This is a genomic window from Haloarcula sp. CBA1129, from assembly GCF_008729015.1.
GTDB lineage: Archaea > Halobacteriota > Halobacteria > Halobacteriales > Haloarculaceae > Haloarcula.
In genome coordinates this window covers 1,298,333-1,317,532 of sequence record NZ_RKSM01000001.1, presented here as the reverse complement: position 1 = coordinate 1,317,532, position 19,200 = coordinate 1,298,333, and the positions used below count along the sequence as shown (strand labels likewise).

Here is a 19,200-nt window from a genome sequence, read left to right as displayed (position 1 = left end):
CGACCTCCGAACCGGCTCAGTCCTCACTCACTTCCGCGACACTCTCGGCGATGTCCTCGCTGGCGCGCCACAGATACAGGCTCGCGTAGCTCCGATACGGCGACCACCGCTCGGCGTACTCCCGCATCTCCGTGCGACTGTACCCCTCGCCGACAACGGCTTCGAATCCTTTGCGGATGCCCAGATCGCCGACCGGGAACACGTCCTCGCGGCCGAACGCGAACAGGAGTTGCATGTTCGCGGTCCAGTCGCCGACGCCGGTGATGGCGGTCAGCTCCTCGTGGATTTCCTCATCGGTGGCGTCCTCGAAGGTCGCCAGCGAGTAGTCGTGTTCCAGAAACGCGTCGGCGACTTCGTTGACGTATCTGGTCTTCTGGCGTGAGAGCCCGGCGTCCCGGAGCACCTCGTCGTCTGCGTTCTTGATGCCCCCCGGCGTCACGGTGACAGTGTCGAACAGCCGTTCACGCGTCGCGGCGGCCGACGCCATCGACACCTGCTGGCGGAGAATCGAGACGACGAGCCGCTCGAAGAGGTCCGACGCCGAATCGAGCGTGAGTTCCCCGTGTGTCTCGACGAGCGGCCCGATATCGGGGTCTGCGCGTAACGCCTCGTGCGGCGAGTCACTCATGGCTCTGTGGTACTAGCTCGACGGAAAAGAACGTGTCTGTCGCCGTTAGCCGTCGGCGATGATTGGGTCTGGGTTTGGTGAGGCGACACCGGCAGCACCGACCGGCTCCGCCGGGTTGCCGACGACTGTCGTCTCCGGGGGCACGTCGTCGACGACGACAGCGCCAGCCCCGACGGAGGCGTTCTCACCGACGGTTATCGGCCCCATTATCGAGGCGTCAGCGCCGATGGTCGCGCCGTCCTCGACTGTCGGGTGGCGCTTCTCTCGGCGCATCGAGGTGCCGCCGAGGGTGACGCCGTGGTACAGGAGCACGTCGTCGCCGATCTCGGCCGTTTCGCCGATAACGATGCCCATCCCGTGGTCGATGAACACCCGCTCGCCGATCTCCGCGGCGGGGTGGATTTCGACGCCGGTCAGGAACCTCGTGACATGGGAGATGAGTCTGGCAAGCATCGTCCGGTCGTGGCCCCAGAGCCAGTGAGCAATCCGATAGGCCCAGATCGCGTGCAGGCCGGGGTACGTCAGTGCGACCTCCACGGCGCTCGTTGCCGCCGGGTCCTTTGTGAGTGCTGTACGGATATCCGCTTTCAGTCGGTCTAACATTATGTATGTGGGTGAGCGTATCGTCTGCGCACGAGACAGTCGGTCGTGGTCCGAATCACCGGACCGAAGTCACCGGGGACAACAACAGCGACGGAGAGAGCGGCAACTGGCTCCAGTCTGAAGCGGGCGAGTGGCACGGCGTGGGACTTGGTCGCCCATGGTTGGCTCAACTACTTGGTCAGTAGCTTAAAAAGCAGTGGTTCGCTTACCCACTGTCTCGCCTGAGAGGATCGGCCGTTCGTGAAACAGAAGTATCGCCGAGCGCTGCAGCGTGCTCAGGTCATGCCTTTCCCGAGCAGTTCCCGGGCGATAATGTTCTTCTGGATTTCGGTCGTCCCCTCGTAGATCTGGGTGATCTTGGCGTCGCGGTAGAACCGCTCGACATCGAAGTCGTTGACGTAGCCAGCGCCGCCGTGAATCTGGACGGCCTCGTCGGCTGTCTCGACGGCGACGCGGGAGGCCTTCTCCTTGGCCATCGAGGCCAACTGGGTGAGCTGATCGGCGTCGTTGTCGACGCTCCATGCGGACTTGTGTGTGAGCTGTCGTGCCGCCTCGATTTCGGTGAACATCTCGGCGAGCTTGTGCTGGATGGCTTGGAACTCCGAGATGGACTGGCCGAACTGCTCGCGGTCCTGTGCGTACTCCAGAGCGCGCTCGGCGGCTCCGCGGGCGATACCGACACCCTGTGCGGCCACGCCGGTCCGGGTCTCGTCGAAGAACTGCATGATCTGGAGGAAGCCGGCCCCGCGCGTGCCAACAAGGTTGTCCCCGGGGACGCGCACGTCGTTGAGGATGAGTTCTGCCGTGTCCGACGCGCGAATTCCCAGCTTTCCGGTAATCTTCTCGGCCTCGAACCCGTCGCGGTCGGACTCGACGAGAATTTGCGAGAAGCCGTTGTAGCGTCCCTCTGCGTCCGGGTCGGTCTCACAGAGCACGACAAAGTAGTCACCGACCGAGCCGTTGGTAATCCACATTTTGTTGCCGTTGATGACCCAGTCGTCGCCGTCTTTTCGTGCCTGTGTCGACACGGACGACACGTCTGAGCCGGTATCGGGCTCGGAGATGGCTGCGCCCATGATGGCGTCGCCCGTCGCGACCGGCTCTAAGTACTCCTCTTTCTGGGCCTCTGAGCCGAACCCGATGAGGGCGTCAGCACCGAACGCGGCCGACTGGATGCTCAGGCCGATACCGGGATCGGCTGCGAACAGTTCCTCGGCGATGATGGCGTTTGTCAGCGTATCGTAGCCTGCACCGCCGTACTCCAGCGGAATGTTCGCACCTGTCAGACCCATTTCGGCGGCCTTCTCGACGATTTCTCGGGGGAACTTCTCTTCCGTGTCGTACTCGGTCGCCACGGGCTTGATTTCGTTTTCCGCGAATCGGGCGATCTCGTCCTGAATCTGTCGTTGCTCTTCTGTCAGTTCGAAGTCCATATGTGGTGTGTTGACGTGAAATGCATTAATGGTTTGTAATCCGAAATAAACTTGAGAGTGGTTTTCTAACGAGAGAAACGTTGAAGCCTCGGCCGGCAGTGGAACGATATGTCATGGATTTCGAGGATATTGACACTATCGCCGTGCTCGGTGCCGGGAACATGGGCCATGGAATTACCGAAGTGGCCGCGCTCGCAGGCTACGACGTGCGGATGCGGGACATCAAAGACGAGTTCGTCGAGGACGGCTACGACAACATCGAATGGTCGCTGAACAAGCTGGCCGAGAGAGACCAGCTAACGCAGGACGAAGCCGATGCGGCACTGGACCGCGTGACGCCGCTTGTCGATGTCGAGGAAGCGGTACGCGATGTCGACGTGGTCATCGAAGCCGTTCCGGAGAAGATGGAGATCAAGAAGGACGTGTACACAGAGGTCGAAGCGCACGCGCCCGAGGACGCTATCTTCGCCACGAACACGTCCAGCCTCTCTATTACGGAGCTGTCGGAGGTGACCGAACGGCCCGAGCAGTTCTGTGGGATGCACTTCTTCAATCCGCCGGTGCGGATGCAGCTGGTCGAAGTCATCTCCGGCGCACACTCAAGCGACGGGACGCTGGACGCCATCGAGGCGCTTGCCGAAGACTTCGGTAAAACGCCGGTCCGCGTCCGCAAGGACTCGCCGGGCTTCATCGTCAACCGCATTCTCGTCCCGCTGATGAACGAGGCTGCGTGGCTCGTCCACGACGACGTAGCGACCATCGCCGAGGTCGACTCGACGACGAAGTTCGACATGGGCCTGCCGATGGGGTCGTTCGAACTCTCGGATCAGGTGGGTAACGACGTCGGCCTGCACGTCCTCGAATATATGCACGAAGTGCTGGGCGAGCCGTACGCCCCGTGTCCGTTGCTCGAGGAAAAAGTCGAGAACGAGGAACTCGGGAAAAAGACCGGCAAGGGCTTCTACGACTACGAGAACGGCGGCGTCGACATTCCGACCGACGCCGGCCGTGAGGATGTCGAGCACCGCCTCGTCGCCGTGATGGCAAACGAGGTCGGGAAACTCGTCGAGAACGACGTGGCCCCCGTCGCGGACATCGATCAGGCCGTCCAGCTCGGCGGCGGCTTCCCGGACGGCCCTGCGAAGATCGCCGACAAGACTGGCCTTGAGGCGCTTGTCGACACACTCGAGGAAACCCACGAGGAGACCGGGGCAGAGCGGTACGCCGTCTCTGACGGCCTTCGAGAGGCCGCAGAGGACGGTGGCTTCTACGGTAGCGAAGACGAGGGTGACGCCGAGTTCGACAACGTCACGGTCGAATACCCCGGCGACATGGTCGGTCACATCGAACTCGACCGCCCACACCGGATGAACACCGTCAGCCCCGAGCTGATGGACGACCTCGCCGACGCCGTCGACCTGCTCGAAGACGACGACGAGGTGCGCGCCATCCTGTTGACCGGGGCCGGCGACAAGGCGTTCTCCGCCGGGGCCGACGTGCAGGCGATGGCCTCGAACGCGACGCCACTGGACGCTATCGAACTCTCCCGCAAGGGTCAGCAGACGTTCGGCAAGCTCGAAGAGTGCTCGATGCCGGTCGTCGCCGGTATCGACGGCTACGCGCTGGGTGGCGGGATGGAATTGGCGACCTGTGCTGACCTCCGCGTGGCTTCTGAGCGCTCCGAACTGGGCCAGCCCGAACACAATCTCGGTCTGTTGCCGGGCTGGGGCGGCACACAGCGTCTTGCCCGCATCGTCGGCGAGGGCCGCGCCAAGGAGATTATCTTCACTGGCGACCGTTACGACGCCGACGAGATGGCCGAGTTCGGCTTCATCAACGAGGTCGTCGACAACGATTCGCTCCACGAGCAGGCGCTCGAACTGGCCAAAGACATGGCCGCCGGCCCGCCGGTCGCACAGAAACTCACCAAGCGCGCGATGCTCGCCGGCCGTGACGACATCGACGCCGGCCTCGAAGTCGAATCACAGGCCTTCGGTCACCTCATCGGGACCGACGACGTGATGGAGGGCATCAACGCGTTCATGGGCGACGGCGAGCCGGACTTCGAAGGGAAGTAATAGCGGACAGTCGCCCGCCGAGCAAATACGTCGCATCTTTTTGCTGGAGACGTCTCGGGGGTAGTCTGCGTACGGTAGCCCCGCGCCTGTGGTACGCATCCTCAGGTAGCGTCTATTTCGATGGGGTTAAATTGGTCCACCCGGAACGGATGAGTACGCTCGGTTGGTGTAGTCCGGCCAATCATCTTGGCCTTTCGAGCCGAGGACCAGGGTTCAAATCCCTGACCGAGCACATTACTGTCGTAAACAAACCAGTCAGCGGCTGCTGTCCGTCGCTATACTCTCCTAACGAGTCAACAGCGGTAGGTATTTTTCCGGGCCGGGCAACGGACCGACCATGCAAGCAGTTGTACTCGCGGCGGGGCAGGGGACGCGTATGCGGCCGTTGACAGACAACACACCGAAGCCGATGCTCCCGGTCGCTGACCGGCCGTTGGTGGCACACACCGCTGACACGGCCATCCAAGCGGGGGCCGACGAACTCATCTTCGTCGTCGGCTACGAGGCCGACGCGGTCCGCTCGTACTTCGGCGACGAGTACAACGGCGTCCCGGTCAGTTTCGCCGTCCAAGAAGAGCAACTGGGGACCGCTGACGCCGTCGCCGCCGCGAAGGAGTACCTCGACGGTCCCTTCGCAGTCCTCAACGGTGACAACCTCTATGACGCAGCGAGTCTTAGTGGCCTTTTCGACGCCGCACCGTCGGTCGCCGCCTATCAGGTGGACGACCCCCGGAGCTACGGCGTGCTGTCGACAGCGGGCGATGCCGTCACCGGCATCGTCGAGAAGCCGGACGACCCGCCGACGGACTTGGCGAACGCCGGGGCGTACGTCTTCCCGGCGGAAGCGCGGGACTGGCTGGACGTGCCACTCAGCGACCGCGGAGAGCGCGAAATCACAGATGTCCTCGCGAAAGTAATCGAGGCGTCGACGGTCACCGCTGTCGAGGTCGACCGCTGGCTGGATGTGGGCCGTCCATGGGAGCTACTGGAAGCCAACGAGTGGAAGCTCGGCGAGCTGGACCGGCGACTCGCCGGTGAGGTGCGGGGCGATGCGGACCTGCGCGGCGAGGTCGTCGTTGAGGAGGGCGCAGTCATCGAACCCGGCGTCGTTATCGAAGGACCGGCGCTCGTCCGGGCGGGCGCACACGTCGGACCGAACGCCTACGTCCGCGGGGCGACCCTTCTGGGCGAGGACACGCACGTCGGCCACGGCGTCGAACTCAAAAATACGGTCTTGATGGCCGATTCGAACGTGCCCCATGTGTCCTATGTGGGCGACAGCGTCATCGGCCGTGAGGTCAACTTCGGCGCGGGAACGCAGGTCGCCAACCTCCGCCACGACGGCGACCCGGTCCGGATGACAGTGAAAGGTGACCGCGTCTCAACGGGCCGGCGGAAGTTCGGCGTCGTCGCGGGCGACGGCGCGAAGACGGCGATCAACACGAGCCTGAACGCCGGCGTTGTCCTCTCATCGGGCGCGACGTCTACCCCCGGCGAATCCGTCACACGGGACCGATAGCGGGACCGCATAGTGGTCGCCCGTCCGGCTCACGGACTCACTGCTGGCCTTCTGTTACCGGTTCGACATTCGTGTATGTTCGTGATGTTCAGTGTAAGTATGTGGGATTAAGTGGCGTGAAAGACACTCTCAACTAAGATGGTCGACCCGACATCAGATCACCACGAGGATATCGACGAAGACGAAGCACCGGAGTGTGCTACCTGCGGTGACGCTATCGCTAACGAAGTGACACACCGCGTCATTACATGGATAGAAGACGGCAGCGTCGAGACAGCCCACTTCTGTAACGAGGACTGTCAGCTAGAGTGGCAGTAACGCGTTTGTTCTACCTGTCTTCTGAACGGTGACCGCCCGTTGATAACTTCGCTCATGCGGTAAGCAGTCGCATTCCTTCGCTAACAGCGCCCTACTCAGTCCAGTTGCGTATCGATGTGGTGGACAGCGTCTGGTGAGAGGAGCCGTCCTGTGGGTAGTTCGACCCAACCGTTTGCGAGGACGCGAACCGCTCCCTCGTGCAGGACTGTCTCTTGCTCGATATCGGCGTACACGATGGCGCTCTCGTACTCTTTGACGAACTGATCCACAGCATCACCCCAAGCCGGTTCTGTCGAGATGACCATAGGCTGGCTATGTCGTCACCATGACAAAGCTCTGGTGTGACACTTTGCCACTCCGCCGTCGCCTCTTCTTTCAAAACCGTTGATGGAATCAACTCCGACAAACCAATTGGGTGTTAACATCCTGCACATATTTGGGATGGCCTAGTGAACACTGCAGTATGACATGACCGCGGGAAAGCACTTTGATTGGCGGCAGGCCGAGACAGACTACACTGATGACGTCATCGGCGACGACACGCTGGGTGAGATGTTCGCTGCGAGCGCTGCGCGGAACGCCGATACGACGGCCCAACTGTACAAGGGTGGCGTCTACGATCGGTCACTGACTGATGACGTGATACCGGCGGCTCCCGACGGCGACTATGCCGACCTCAGCTACGAGCGGATGCATCATCTCGTCAAATACTTGGCCGCAGGGTTTCGTGACCTCGGTGTCGGCGCGGACGCCCGCGTCGGCATCCTAGCCAACACGCGGATGGAGTGGGCGCTAAGTGACTTTGCCGTTCTGTCGGCAGGTGGGGTGGTGACGACCGTGTACACGGATTCCTCGCCGAAGCAGGTGCAGTATCTGCTGTCGGACCCAGAGGCGAGCGCCGTCGTCGTGGAGAACACTGAGATGCTAGAGCGTGTTCTGGCTATCGAGGACGAGCTCTCGCTATCGTTCATCGTCGTCATGGACGACACTGATGTCGACCGCGAGGACGTGTACACACTCAAAACGGTGTACAGGCGCGGCGAGGAGACGTTTAGTGAAACAGCGTACCAGTCTTGGCTGGACGACCGCGACCCCGACGACCTTGCGAGCCTCATCTACACCTCGGGGACGACTGGCCAGCCGAAAGGGGTCCGGCTCACTCACCGCAACTTCCGGGCGAACGTCAATCAGACGCGCAGGCGAATCGGGCCACGACCGGACAAGTCGCCGGACCTGCCGACCGTTACCGCGGACACGCGTTCGATAGCGTTCCTCCCGCTGGCCCATGTGTTCGAACGCCTTGCGGGCCATTTCTTCATGTACGCCTCCGGCGCGGCCGTGAGCTACGCCGAAAGCCCGGATACGCTGGCCGACGACCTCCAGACTGTCAAACCGATGACCGGGCTGAGCGTCCCTCGGGTCTATGAGCGTATTTTCGACAATATGCGAACACAGGCCAGCGAATCCCCGCTGAAAAAGCGGATTTTCGACTGGTCGATGGACGTGGCCCGCGAGTACGCCCGAACCGACAACCCCGGGCCGATACTCACTGCGAAGCACTCGCTCGCGGACCGCCTCGTCTACAGCACGGTCAAAGAGCGACTCGGCGGCAACATCGAGTTCATGGTCAGTGGCGGTGGGAGCCTCTCGAAAACGCTCTGTGAGACGTTCCTCGGGATGGGACTGACGATACTCGAAGGGTACGGTCTCACGGAGACATCGCCGGTTCTGACTGTGAATCCGCCGGAAGACATTCGGCCCGGGACTCTGGGAGCCCCGCTGCCTGCTGTCGATGTTCACATCGATACTGATGTGATCGACGCCAGCGAGTTCGACGACGTCACCGGCGCTGTCGGCGAACTGCTTGTCGACGGTCCGAACGTCACTCAAGGATACTGGAACGCGCCCGATGCGACGACGCGAGCCTTCACGGAAATCGATGGCACCCAGTGGTTCCGTACCGGCGACATTGTCGAGCGGACCGACGACGACTTTCTCATCTATCACGACCGCCTCAAGGAACTGCTCGTCCTCTCCACGGGCAAAAACGTCGCGCCACAGCCCATCGAAGACCAGTTCGCGACGAGCGACCGGGTCGATCAGGTCATGGTCGTCGGCGACGATCAGAAGTTCGTCGGCGCGATACTCGTCCCGAACTTCGAGGAACTCCGCCGGTGGGCCGACAGCGAGGGCGTTGACCTCCCCGACGACCCCGAAACGCTGGTCGATGACGAACGGGTCCACGCGTGGGTCCAGACCGCAGTCGACGCGGTCAACGAGGAACTCGAACGCGTCGAGCGGATCAAGTCGTTCGCACTCGTCTCCAGAGAGTGGACCGCCGAGAACGACTTGCTCACACCGTCGATGAAAAAGAAGCGCCGCAACATCCGCAGCGCGTACCGCGAGAAACTCGCAGAGATATACGGCGAACAGCAGGTCGAGGCTGTCTGACTGACGGGGATAGGATGTCTCAGTCGGGACAGACCACGTCAACGGCTCGTTCGCGCGGCCCGTCGCAGTCAACGAGCAGCACGGACTGCCACGTCCCCATATCGAGGCCCCCGTCGCGGACGGGAATCGTCTCGCTCGGCCCGACAAACAGTGCCCGGACGTGTGCATCCGCGTTGCCGTCCAGTTCGTCGTGGTCCCACCCGGTGTCCGGCACGAGGTCTCCGAGTGCATCGCTAAGATCGCCGAGCAGTCGCGGCTCGGCCTCGTTGACTGTGATTCCTGCAGTGGTGTGACGGACGAAAACGGTGCAGGTCCCCTCGGCATCGTCGGGAATCACGTCCCGGACCCGGTCGGTGATATCGACCACCGAGAGCTGTTCGTCAGTCGCGACAGTGAACCGATTCGTTGGCATATCTTCGCTCACGAGCGGACGGGACTCAAGCGTACCGTTCCGCTCACCGTCGACAGCCGGATATCCCTCGTTCAAAGCCCGTGTCAGGCAAGCCATTCGTCTGGCTTGGTGTTGTAGTCGATGTCGGTCGCCGTGAGGTGTTCGACCTCGGCCCAGTCCACGTCGGTGACGGTTACGTCGTCGCCATCGTAGCGGATTCGCTTCCCGACCTCCTCGGGTTCGGGTTCCCGATCACGGCGCTTGGCGACCTCCACGTCGTGATCGTCGAACTCCTTGACGATGGTCAGGAGGTTCACGGGCCGGCCCCAGAGCTCGAAGGTCCGCTTGAGGACTTCTTTCGCCTGTCCGATGTCGAGCATCACGCCGTTGTACTGGTGGGCCAACAGCAGTTCGTTACGGTTCTGGTAGTTGCCGTCCTCGACGACGACGGTGGGCTTCCCGAAGTTGGTGAACTGCAACATCAGCTTCTTCTTGACGTCCTCGTGGTCCGTCGAGGTCACGCGGTAATCGCCGGAAGCGTGGGTGTACTCGTAGGTGAAGTAGTCGTTGTCGTCGACGAACTCCTGAGTGAGGAACTCATCGAGGAAGGTCACGTCGTTGTGGCTCTCGCGGATTTCCCGCATCCGCTCCCAGCCGCGGGTGTAGTCCACGTCAGCCAGTGCCGCTTCGACGCTGTCGTAGCGCGAGTCGTCGAACATGTAGCGGGCGGTCCGCTCTAGTTCCTCCTGACCGACCCGGGAGACGAACCCACGGTACTGTGGCTTGACCAGCGAGTAGTGACGCTGGGCCAGTCCCTCGTAGGTCAGCACCTTCCACGGGTACTGCTCCACGTCGAACGCGCCGTCGCGGGCTGCCGCCAAGCCGTCGCTATCGACCCGCGGGTCTTCGGGGTCGATGGCATCGAGATGGCTCGGAATGTCAGTGAGCCACGCCGGCGGTTCGAGGTGGTCCTGTACCGTCTCGTAGTCGATGCTGTCTTCGAAGTTCCGCCAAGTGATGCCCTCGACGCGGAGCAGGCGCTCGATGACCTCGCGGCGGTTCTCCGTGTTTTCGACGTACTCCCAGATCTCCAAGCCGAGGCTGTATGGATTGAGCCCGCCCGACCCGAGTACCTTCGACATGTGGTCCGAGTAGAGGATGAACTCGTCGTCGCCGGCAAAGCGCTCGCCGGTCATCATCAGAGATTCCCAGTAAGAGGCCCATCCCTCGTTCATTATTTTCGTCATTTTCTGCGGCGCAAAGTAGTGGGCCTCCCGGCGGAGGAGTTCGAGCAGGTCCATCTGCCAGTCCTCCATCTCCGTGGCGCGCTCGGCGTCCGCGTCGTACTGCATCCCGTGCTTGCGCAGGAATCCGAGCACGTCCTTCTCGGGCTCGGCGGGGAAGGTGACGTTCTCGTCGTCGTCGCGCTGGGCGTCCAGCCACTCCTCGTCGAACACCTGCCGTTTGACCTCCTCCGAGAGGTCCAGATCCTCTAGCTGGTCGGTCACGTCAGCCCCTTCGATGTCTTCGAACTCCTGTGGGACTGTCTCGACCGGGCTGTAGGGGACGTGCTGGTCGATGTTGTCCTCCAGACAGAGGACGTGGTCGATGAACCGCTCGACCTCGGCCCGTTCGATGTCGGGGTCCTGCATATACTCCTGAATGGTGTCGCCGTGGCGAGCGAGCATTCCGGCGGCGTCGGGGCCGCGGCGACGGTCCTCACCGGAGTCGTCGGTCGTCGTCCGGGAGGAGCCGTCGGTGAACATCCGGAACCACTCGTTGTTGGCGAAGAAGTCGGCGTGGGCCTCGACGTGGGTGATAACCGCCTTCTGGTCGGCCAGCGTGTTCGACTCCTGTAAGAACGCATGGGAAGGGTCGTCGTTGTTGACGATCTCGAAGGCCTTCCCGCCGAGGAACTGGCCCTGCTTCTGTTGGCGGTCGTACTGCATCCCCCAGCGCCAGTGTGGGTAGCGCTGCTGGAAGCCGCCGTAGGCGATGAGTTCGTTCATCTCGTCGTAGTCGACGATCCAGTAGTTCACCGGGTAGGGTTGCAGCCCGAGCTTTCTGGCGAGATTGCCAGCCTCCTCGACGGGTTCGTCGAGGTCATCGGCAATGCGTTGTTTCGCGAATCTATCGTCGTTCATTGGTCCTCCGTACTGAGTATGTCGTAGATGGCGTCCACCACGTCCTCCGGCGAGGAGACGTACGCGACCGCGACGTTGTCGGCGTCGCGGAAAGAGCGTTCGACCTCCTCGGCGTGGGTGGCGTTGATCGCGTTCCCGCTGGGCTGGGTCTCCACGTAGGCATGGAGGTTCGCCGGAATCTGCTCCATCAGCGGGACGACCTTCTCCTCGGTGTCGTTCGAGGAGTTCTCGCTGTCGCCCGCCGCGAACACGTAGCGGTTCCACTCGCTCCATGGGAACTCTTCTTCGAGGATTTCGGCGGCGAGTTCGTACGCACTGGAAATGCGGGTCCCGCCGCCAGAGCGGATGCCGAAGAACTCGTCGCGGTCGACCTCCCACGCGTCGGCGTCGTGGGCGATGTAGACGAACTCGGCGTTGTCGTATTTCCCGGTCAGGTACCAGTCAAGCGGCGTGAACGTCCGCTCGACGAGCTCGCGTTTCTTCTGGCGCATCGACCCGGAGACGTCCCGGATGTTCACGACGACGACGTTCTTCTCGCGCTCCTCGACGATTTCGGGGTAGCGATAGCGTTCGTCCTCGCGGCGGAACGGGATCTGATCGACACCTTCCTGACGGATGCGCTGTGAGGTCTCGACTTTCTCGACGTTTTCTTCCATCTCCTCGATGGAGTCCCAGACGGCCTTCTCGTCGCCGGGCAGTTCCTCGTAGGCGTCGTCGATCCACGCCTTCGAGACGGGCATGTTCTGCTCGCGGGTCCACTCGTAGACGGTGGCCGGCCCCCAGCCGTCGACTTTGAGCGCCTCGCGGACGTAGTTCTCGTCGAAGTCCATCGCGAGCTTTCGCTTCAGCCCCTTCTTGAACAGCCGCTCGAAGTCGAGCGTCGAGGAGGGACCGGTCCGTGTGATGTCCGTGAAGTCGCCCTCCTTCTCCTCGATGACCTTCTTACCCTTGGGTTCGAGGTCGAGCCCGAGCTGTTCGTCTAACTCCTCGGCGAACTCCTCGGGGTCCATCTCGTAGTACTCGTGTTCGCCGCCTTCCTCGCCGGGGTCGCCGTCCTCGTCACCGTCGCCGGGCTGGGGCTGTGGCTGGCCGACCGGGTCGCCCTCTTCAGCCCCCTCGCCCTGACCGACCCCGCCTTGGTCGCGCTGGTCGTATTCGAACTCAGGCAGGTCGACGATTTTGATAGGGATACGGACGGAGTCGCCCCGAGACTGGCCGAGGTCGCCGTACTGGATGAACTCGGCGAGGTCCTGTCGGCGCTCCTCACCAACGTCGCGGTACCGTTCGAGGTCGTCTTTCAGTCCCATCTGTAGCTCACCTGACTCATAACGTGACGGCTCGTCAGCTCGGCCGACGCCGGCGTGTAGTCGAACATCTCGACCATGTTGTCCAGCGTCTTCGCCTTGACACGGGCCGTCTCAGTTCCGGACGGCGGTTCGTCCCACTGTCCGGGCTCGAAGTCCTCGTAGGTCCGCTGGATGTCGTCCCAGTCGTAGCTGCCAAGCACTGTGTTGATGACCGGAATCTCCTTGGGGTTGACGTCGCTGACGCGGAACTCCTCGTCGCGGCGCTGCCACGCGTGGCGGTTCAACGCCGTGATTATCTTGTCCGTGCGGAACTGCTCGACGGCGTGGTCGGGCTCGTTGCCGTCGTAGTTCTTCTCGTCGAAGCGACCCAGATGCTCGATTTCGAATATCTTCATCTTCAGCGGGTCCGGGTCGACGAGTTCGCCGCGCTCGTTCTCGATCTGGTCGTCGGACTCCCAAGCGTAGACGTGTTCGATGTACTCCTCGACAGTCGCCTCGTCGACGCGCTTGTCCCGCATCATCGCGTCGAGTACGTCCTGTTCCTGCTGGCCGAAGATGTAGTTCTTGACAGTCACGACCCGTTCCTCGTACTCCGTGGCCTCGCCGGTGGAGAACACCGGGGCGTCTTCCAGCCCCTCGGCGACGGCGTTGAGCACGTCCCGCGGCATCAGCACGTGCTCGACCGGGAGGTCGGGGTGATGGCGATCCTGTGGCTCGTGTAGCAGGTCGGCGATGATGTCGCGCACGTAGGTGACTGGGATGCCGTGATCGCCGTCCTCGGCGGTGGTTTCTAAGTCGTAATCGTCGATGTCGATCCGCTCGTCGCCTTCCATCAGGTAGCCCCGGTCAAACAGCAGCGCCTTGTCGACGAGATCGAGTCCCGTCGGAATCTCGGCGCTGTCGAGCCGCGAGACGACGGCATATAGCGCCGCGGACTCGATGGTGTGTGGGGCCAGCTCCTTGTCGGTCGCCGTCTCGACTTCGTCCCGGACCGAGATGGTCAATGGCTCCTGAATCCACGTCTCCAGTTCGTCCCAAGACTCGGGGTCCCAGACCCGCGTCTCGTTGGTCAGCTCCCGCCGCAGGAGCTGGGCCTCAAGCGAGAGATTCGTCAGGTACGTGAACTCGTGTTTGTCGAGCCGGCGTTTCAGCGCCTTCAGCGGGTCCTGCCCCTCTCGGTCGGCGTGTTTGTTCAGCTGGGCTTCCAGATCCGGGTTCGAGATGATGACCAGCTGCGTGTCCACGTCCATCCCGATGCCCTTGTCGAGTTTGACGTGGGACTCGTCGGGGACGTTCAGGAGCTTCTGGAGCAGGTCGGCGTGCTGGGCGGCGTCTTCGACGACGGTCAGCAGGCCGTTACCCTGCGAGAGGACGCCGTCGTAGCTGAACGCCTGTGGGTTCTTCCGGCCCCGCGAATCGAGTTCCCGGAGCATCCCGTGCATCCACGAGCCGACCAGCCGTTCCTTTGGCGTGCCCTCGTCCTCGGAGTGGAGGATGCCGATGCCATGTCCCACGTCCACGACGAAGTTCTTCACCCGGAGGTGGGCGGGCTGTGTGACCGCCGAGAACAGGTCTGTTTCGCCCTGCCGTCGGTACTGCTCTTCGAGGAAGTCGTAGGCCTCCCGAGAGAACGGGTCGAGCTGGCCGTCGACGCGAATGGGGATATGGTCGTCGAGGCGCTCGTTGATGTCGGCGAGCAGGTCCGCGCGCACGTCATCGGGGAACACCGTCAGCGGGTGGGCCTGGACGGGGCTTTCGTACCAGTCGTCCTCGTCCTCGATGGCCGCGTTCCCGTAAGTCATACTCGTGGCGCTGCCGCCCGCTCCGGCGACGTTCCACTCGACGGTGTAGCGCCGCCCTTCTGGCGTCTTCGAGTACTCCCGGAGGCCGTTGATGAGACAGCGTTTCAGTTCGGATTTCCCCGTGGCTGTCGGCCCCTCCAGCCAGATGATCTTCTCGTCTTTCCCCCGACCCGCCGCAATCGAGCGGAGGTCGTCGACGAAGGCGTTCAAGACCTCGGTGTTTCCGAGGATGGCATGCTCGCCGTCGTTGTACGGGTCGTCGAAGAACCGGTAGCGCTCCTTCTCGTCGCCTTCCTCGATGACCATCCGGGTCCCCGCGGCTTCGATGGCGTCAAGCAGATACTTCGAGGCGTGGGCCGCGACCTGTGGCGTTTCGAGGACGGTGTCGACGTACTCCGCGAGGCTCATCGGGGCCTCGTAGGCAGCGTCGAGTGACTCGTCCGCGCGGTCGATGTACTCCTGGCCTGTCATTACTCTTCCATCTCGCTTTTGGCGACCTCCGCACCAGCGAACTCAAGCACTTCCTTGGCACCCTCCTCGGAGTAACCCTGTTCGATGAGGGCGTCGATCCACTGGTTGCGCTCCTCGTCGTCCATCTCCGAGCTGGAGACCAGCGCGGAGAAGTTGATGTTGTGTTTCTTGTCTTCCCAGAGCTTGCGTTCCAGCGCGCGGCGCAGGCGGTCGTTGTCCTGTGGGTTGAATGTGTCACCCTCGCGGGCGCGGCGGGACACCCAGTTCGACACTTCCTGCCGGAAGTCGTCCTTGCGGTCCTCGGGGAGATTGAGTTTCTCCTCGACGGAGCGCAGGAACTGCTCGTCGGGCTCCTGCTCGCGGCCGGTGAGTTCGTCCTCGACGGTCGCGTCGTCGATGTAGGCCATGACGTGGTCCATGTACTTCTCGCCTTGGCGCTGGATCTCGTCCATGTCGTAGGCCAAGGCGTGGCGCACGTCCTCGATGGCCCGCTCCTTGTACTCCTCGCGGACGAGTTCGAGGAAGCGGTAGTACTTGCTGAACGATTCCTCGTCGATGGAGCCGTGGTTTTCGAGGTTGCCTTCAAGGTGATTGAAGGTCGTCAGCGGCGAGAGGAAATCGCGGCTGCGGTGCATCGAGTCCATGATGGCCTCAGCGATTTCATCGCCGATGAACCGCGGGGAGACGCCGTCCATCCCCTCGCCGATGTCGGCCATCTTCTCGGCCTCCTCGCGAAGCTTCTTCACGTCGACGTCGTCGGCTTCGTCGATCTCGCCGTTGTAGGCTTTGGCCTTCTGGATGAGATCGATAGACTCGTTGTCCGGCTCCTCGATGCGGGTGAGAACGCCGAACAGGCCTGCCATCTCTAGGGTGTGTGGCTCGACCTGAATGTCGGGCAGGTCGGCGTTGCGCAGCATCTTCTGGTAGATGTTGGCCTCGGCCTCGTACTGGAGGACGTACGGGAAGTCGATGCGCTTGGTCCGGTCGTTGAACGCCTCCATCTTCTCGTCGCCCTTCTTGTCCCGGTACTCTGGCATATTCGTCCGGCCGACGATGACTTGGTCGATGTCGATCCGGGGGTTGTTCTTGGGCTTGATTGTCTGTTCCTGACTGGCGTGCAGGAAGTCATAGAGGAACTCCCGCTGGAGCTTCAGCAACTCCTCGCCCGAGAAGATGCCGCGGTTGGCATTACAGAACGCCCCGGAGTAATCGAACGCCCGCGGGTCGCTCTCGCCATAGATGGCGATTTTCGAGTAGTTGACGTCGCCGGTCAGTTCGGTCTCGTCTTGGTTCTTCTTGTCTTTGGGCTCGAACGTCTCGATCCCGCGGCGCTGGTTCTCGTCGGCGACGAAGCGGATGATCTCGACGTGGTTCTCCAGCACGGACTGGAGGTCGTCGTCGTATTCGGCCAGCAGCCGGTCCATGTAGAACTCCGAGGCGGGGTCCAGTGACTGCTCGTTCCGGATGGTGTAGGGCGCATCGAGTTCGGCGTTGATGTCCTCGATGACCTTGTCCCGCTGCTCTTGGGGAAGCAGTACGAGGGGGTCCTGATTCATCGGCGACCGGACCACGTCGTCGGCGGGATCCTGATCGTGGATGACATCACAGAGGTTCGTCCAGCGGAAGGTGTACATCCGCCCGTCGTCCCGGCTCGTGTAGTCCTCGAAGTAGCGTCGGACCTGCCGGTCGAAGTCGGACTTGCCCGACCCGACCGGGCCCAGCAGGAGCTTGATCCGCTTCTCGGGGCCGAGCCCGCGAGCGCCGGATTTGACTTTGTTGACGAACTCGTGGATGGCCTCGTGGATGACCCGCCCGTAGAACGTGTTTTCGCCGTCGTTGAGCGGGTCCTCGCTCGCCAGTTCGTACTCGACCACGCCGGCCTCTTCGTCGTAGCTCTTGCCGTAGTAGTCGAACATGTCCGCCACGCGCTGGTGGGCGTTGCGGGCTATCGTTGGTTCGTCGTACAACTGTTCCAGATACCAGTCGAACGTGTTCGTCTTCCGGAGGTCCGCCGGTATCGTGTCACGGTACTCCTTGCTCAGCGCTTCGAGTGTCTCTTTGTTCTTGCTCATGCTCTCTCGGTAGTTCGTCGTGGTCGTCGGCTGTCGGGGGACGGCCCCGCTGCTGTGTCTGTTTCATCCATCGTCGGCACTGTTCCGCTTGGTACGCGACCGCGTACAGCCGCCGAATCACCCTTCACTGCTGGGTGACGGGTATGCCCTTCCATGGCTGACCAGCCCGGCGGAACACAGGGACTGTTCCGGCCCGGTGTGGTAACGGGAGACAGTTGGAAACTGTTTCCGATACTATTTAATATATGAGTTCTTCTAGGATAAGAACCTTGTCCCCCTGTGGGTACGATGCCGGTAAAATCCGACGCCGCGGTAGACCGAACACGGGGATGGCGGGCTACAGGTGTGTTATGGGTTCTCATTTGTTCTGTGTTGGTTTATATACTGTGTCGCTTGTCAACTGTTCCCTCTGGTGGGTCGGCCAGTGTTTAGCGCTGGATTGATGTGAATCTGTTGCCGAGTTGATTGACGGCTGAGAACGAATACCAAGGGGCGGTAGGTCGATCAAGCGCGGTTGCCGACGTGCAAACGAGTGTGTTGAGGGGGTGACCTCGGGACGGACCAGCGGATTCTTGCCGGTCCGCGCCAATTCGTCGGTATGGACCTGTCGGGCCTTCCCGAAGACTGGACGGTGTGGAACGAGACCGACGACAAGCTCATCCTCGCGTACCGCCCGGACCTCTTCGACTCCGAGCAGTTTCCAGCGCCGTGTCTCCCGACCATCTATCTCACGCGCGGAAAACGGACCCGACGCCCCGGCGCCGACCGGACCGGAGAGAGTTGGTATGTCACCTTCTATCTGGAGCCCGAGGTCGAACGCGACGCCGAGTCCTACGAACACCGCGACGCTGCCATCGAGGGTGCCGTGGAACTGGCGACCCGGTTTGCCGACGGTACATTGGACTACCGGTCGCTGTATCAAGTACCACGAGACGCGTATCTGGACAAACTGGACGAACTGACCGGGCGGTCATGAGCCTTTACCGTGACGACATTCTATAGCCCAGTATGACTACTGTCACGCTCGTCGGGACGCGCCTCGCCGAGGTCGGCGAGGAGTTCGTCTACCGCGGCGAAGCCAGCGGCTGTGCGGGCTGTCCCTACCGCGACCAATGTCTCAATCTGACGACCGGGAACCGGTACCGGATTACCAACGTGAGACAGAGCGGGCAAACGCTAGACTGTGCGATGCATCAGGACGGTGTGCGGGCCGTCGAGGTCGAACCCGCGCCGATCAGGGCGAACGTGCCCTCGAAGGGAGCCTATGCCGGGAGCAAAGCCTCGCTAATGGGCCCGTGTCCACACACTGAGTGTCCGAGCCATCCCTACTGTGAGCCTGCTGGTGCCGACTTCGACGAAGAGTACCGGATTGACGAAATCATCGGCGACCCGCCCCACGACTACTGCATGCTAGACCGGGACCTGACGCTAGTCGAGTTGGAAGGCGACGAACAGTAGGCCGAGACATGGTCCTCCCAATCGAGCACTTCATCATCGCCCTCCTCCCCATCGCGGCGTATGCGGTCATCCGAGACCAGCGGCTGCCGTCGCTCCAGCTACTCGCAGTCGCCTTCTTCGGGAGCCAGTTCCCGGACCTCATCGATAAGCCTCTGGCTCACGAACTGTTCCTCATTCCGTCCGGGCGCGTGTTCATGCACTCGCTCCCGTTTGCCATTCCGCTCGCGATTGCTGTCATCGCGTATGGGATCCAGACAGAACGGGTGCGGCTCGCCGTCGCGTTCGCGTTCGCTCATCTCTCGCATCTGGTCGCCGATAATCAGCAACTGCTCCCGCCGAATCCACGCGTGTCTCCAGACCTGCTCTGGCCGCTCCAGCCCCCTGTTGCTCGGTCGACCATCCCTAACTGGGCCGGTGCGGGGTCGGTGAATCTCCACCTCTGGACCGCGTTCTCAGTTACCGTTCTCGCACTGGCGGCGTACGTGCTGGTGGTGGATCTGAAAGCCCAATTCAAGCTGTAGACGA

Annotated in this window: 16 protein-coding genes and 1 tRNA gene; 8 read left to right on the top strand and 9 right to left on the bottom strand. The window is 62.2% G+C overall.

Going from position 1 to position 19,200, the window contains the following annotated elements:
- Positions 1-16: 16 nt before the first annotated feature.
- From Har1129_RS06510 to Har1129_RS06500, 3 genes are all read right to left on the bottom strand, one after another.
- Positions 17-628 (bottom strand): DNA-3-methyladenine glycosylase, encoded by a 612-nt coding sequence (locus Har1129_RS06510; protein ID WP_151099924.1) that lies wholly within the window; start codon positions 626-628, stop codon positions 17-19.
- 45 nt (positions 629-673) lie between these two features.
- Entirely contained in the window at positions 674-1,231 is a 558-nt protein-coding gene (gene cysE, locus Har1129_RS06505) for a serine O-acetyltransferase (RefSeq protein WP_151099923.1), read from the bottom strand.
- Between the two features lie 275 nt (positions 1,232-1,506).
- A complete protein-coding gene (locus Har1129_RS06500) occupies positions 1,507-2,664 on the bottom strand; it encodes an acyl-CoA dehydrogenase family protein (RefSeq protein ID WP_151099922.1) in 1,158 nt (385 codons plus the stop codon).
- 113 nt (positions 2,665-2,777) lie between these two features.
- On the opposite strand from Har1129_RS06500, the gene Har1129_RS06495 reads away from it, so the two are divergent.
- The 4 genes from Har1129_RS06495 to Har1129_RS06480 all read left to right on the top strand — a co-directional run bounded on the left by Har1129_RS06495 (position 2,778) and on the right by Har1129_RS06480 (position 6,579).
- Positions 2,778-4,742 (top strand): 3-hydroxyacyl-CoA dehydrogenase/enoyl-CoA hydratase family protein, encoded by a 1,965-nt coding sequence (locus Har1129_RS06495; RefSeq protein ID WP_151099921.1) that lies wholly within the window; start codon positions 2,778-2,780, stop codon positions 4,740-4,742.
- Between the two features lie 157 nt (positions 4,743-4,899).
- Positions 4,900-4,974 (top strand) — tRNA-Glu (locus Har1129_RS06490).
- A gap of 105 nt (positions 4,975-5,079) precedes the next feature.
- The gene (gene glmU, locus Har1129_RS06485; protein ID WP_151099920.1) at positions 5,080-6,261 is read left to right on the top strand and encodes a bifunctional sugar-1-phosphate nucleotidylyltransferase/acetyltransferase; all 1,182 of its coding nucleotides are present in this window, start codon (positions 5,080-5,082) and stop codon (positions 6,259-6,261) included.
- A 138-nt stretch (positions 6,262-6,399) separates the two neighbouring features.
- Positions 6,400-6,579, top strand: coding sequence for a hypothetical protein (locus tag Har1129_RS06480; RefSeq protein WP_151099919.1), 180 nt, complete (start codon positions 6,400-6,402; stop codon positions 6,577-6,579).
- Positions 6,580-6,674: 95 nt separating this feature from the next.
- On the opposite strand, the gene Har1129_RS06475 is transcribed toward Har1129_RS06480, so the two are convergent.
- Positions 6,675-6,884 (bottom strand): hypothetical protein, encoded by a 210-nt coding sequence (locus Har1129_RS06475; protein WP_151099918.1) that lies wholly within the window; start codon positions 6,882-6,884, stop codon positions 6,675-6,677.
- 163 nt (positions 6,885-7,047) lie between these two features.
- Between Har1129_RS06475 and Har1129_RS06470 the strand changes: the two genes are divergently transcribed.
- Positions 7,048-9,030, top strand: a complete 1,983-nt coding sequence (locus Har1129_RS06470) for a long-chain fatty acid--CoA ligase (protein ID WP_151099917.1) — start codon at positions 7,048-7,050, stop codon at positions 9,028-9,030.
- A 19-nt stretch (positions 9,031-9,049) separates the two neighbouring features.
- Here the strand turns inward: Har1129_RS06470 and Har1129_RS06465 are convergent, their stop codons facing one another.
- From Har1129_RS06465 to Har1129_RS06445, 5 genes are all read right to left on the bottom strand, one after another.
- A complete protein-coding gene (locus tag Har1129_RS06465) occupies positions 9,050-9,442 on the bottom strand; it encodes a secondary thiamine-phosphate synthase enzyme YjbQ (RefSeq protein ID WP_151099916.1) in 393 nt (130 codons plus the stop codon).
- Positions 9,443-9,525: 83 nt separating this feature from the next.
- Entirely contained in the window at positions 9,526-11,565 is a 2,040-nt protein-coding gene (locus tag Har1129_RS06460) for a SpoVR family protein (RefSeq protein ID WP_151099915.1), read from the bottom strand.
- A complete protein-coding gene (locus Har1129_RS06455; RefSeq protein WP_151099914.1) occupies positions 11,562-12,872 on the bottom strand; it encodes a YeaH/YhbH family protein in 1,311 nt (436 codons plus the stop codon). The genes Har1129_RS06460 and Har1129_RS06455 overlap by 4 nt, the downstream gene beginning before the upstream one ends.
- Positions 12,863-15,145, bottom strand: a complete 2,283-nt coding sequence (locus Har1129_RS06450) for a PrkA family serine protein kinase (protein ID WP_151099913.1) — start codon at positions 15,143-15,145, stop codon at positions 12,863-12,865. Before Har1129_RS06450 ends, Har1129_RS06455 begins: the two co-directional genes overlap by 10 nt.
- Positions 15,145-17,217: a PrkA family serine protein kinase gene (locus Har1129_RS06445; RefSeq protein WP_151099912.1), complete on the bottom strand. Its 2,073-nt coding sequence runs from the start codon at positions 17,215-17,217 to the stop codon at positions 15,145-15,147. Before Har1129_RS06445 ends, Har1129_RS06450 begins: the two co-directional genes overlap by 1 nt.
- A 598-nt stretch (positions 17,218-17,815) precedes the next feature.
- On the opposite strand from Har1129_RS06445, the gene Har1129_RS06440 reads away from it, so the two are divergent.
- From Har1129_RS06440 to Har1129_RS06430, 3 genes are read left to right on the top strand one after another with little or no spacing between them, the layout of a single operon-like run.
- Positions 17,816-18,193, top strand: coding sequence for a DUF5820 family protein (locus Har1129_RS06440; RefSeq protein WP_151099911.1), 378 nt, complete (start codon positions 17,816-17,818; stop codon positions 18,191-18,193).
- A 32-nt stretch (positions 18,194-18,225) separates the two neighbouring features.
- Positions 18,226-18,675 carry a UPF0179 family protein gene (locus Har1129_RS06435; RefSeq protein ID WP_151099910.1) on the top strand — a complete coding sequence of 150 codons (450 nt, stop codon included), beginning with the start codon at positions 18,226-18,228 and terminating at the stop codon, positions 18,673-18,675.
- 8 nt (positions 18,676-18,683) lie between these two features.
- Positions 18,684-19,196, top strand: a complete 513-nt coding sequence (locus Har1129_RS06430) for a metal-dependent hydrolase (protein ID WP_151099909.1) — start codon at positions 18,684-18,686, stop codon at positions 19,194-19,196.
- Positions 19,197-19,200 lie beyond the last annotated feature (4 nt).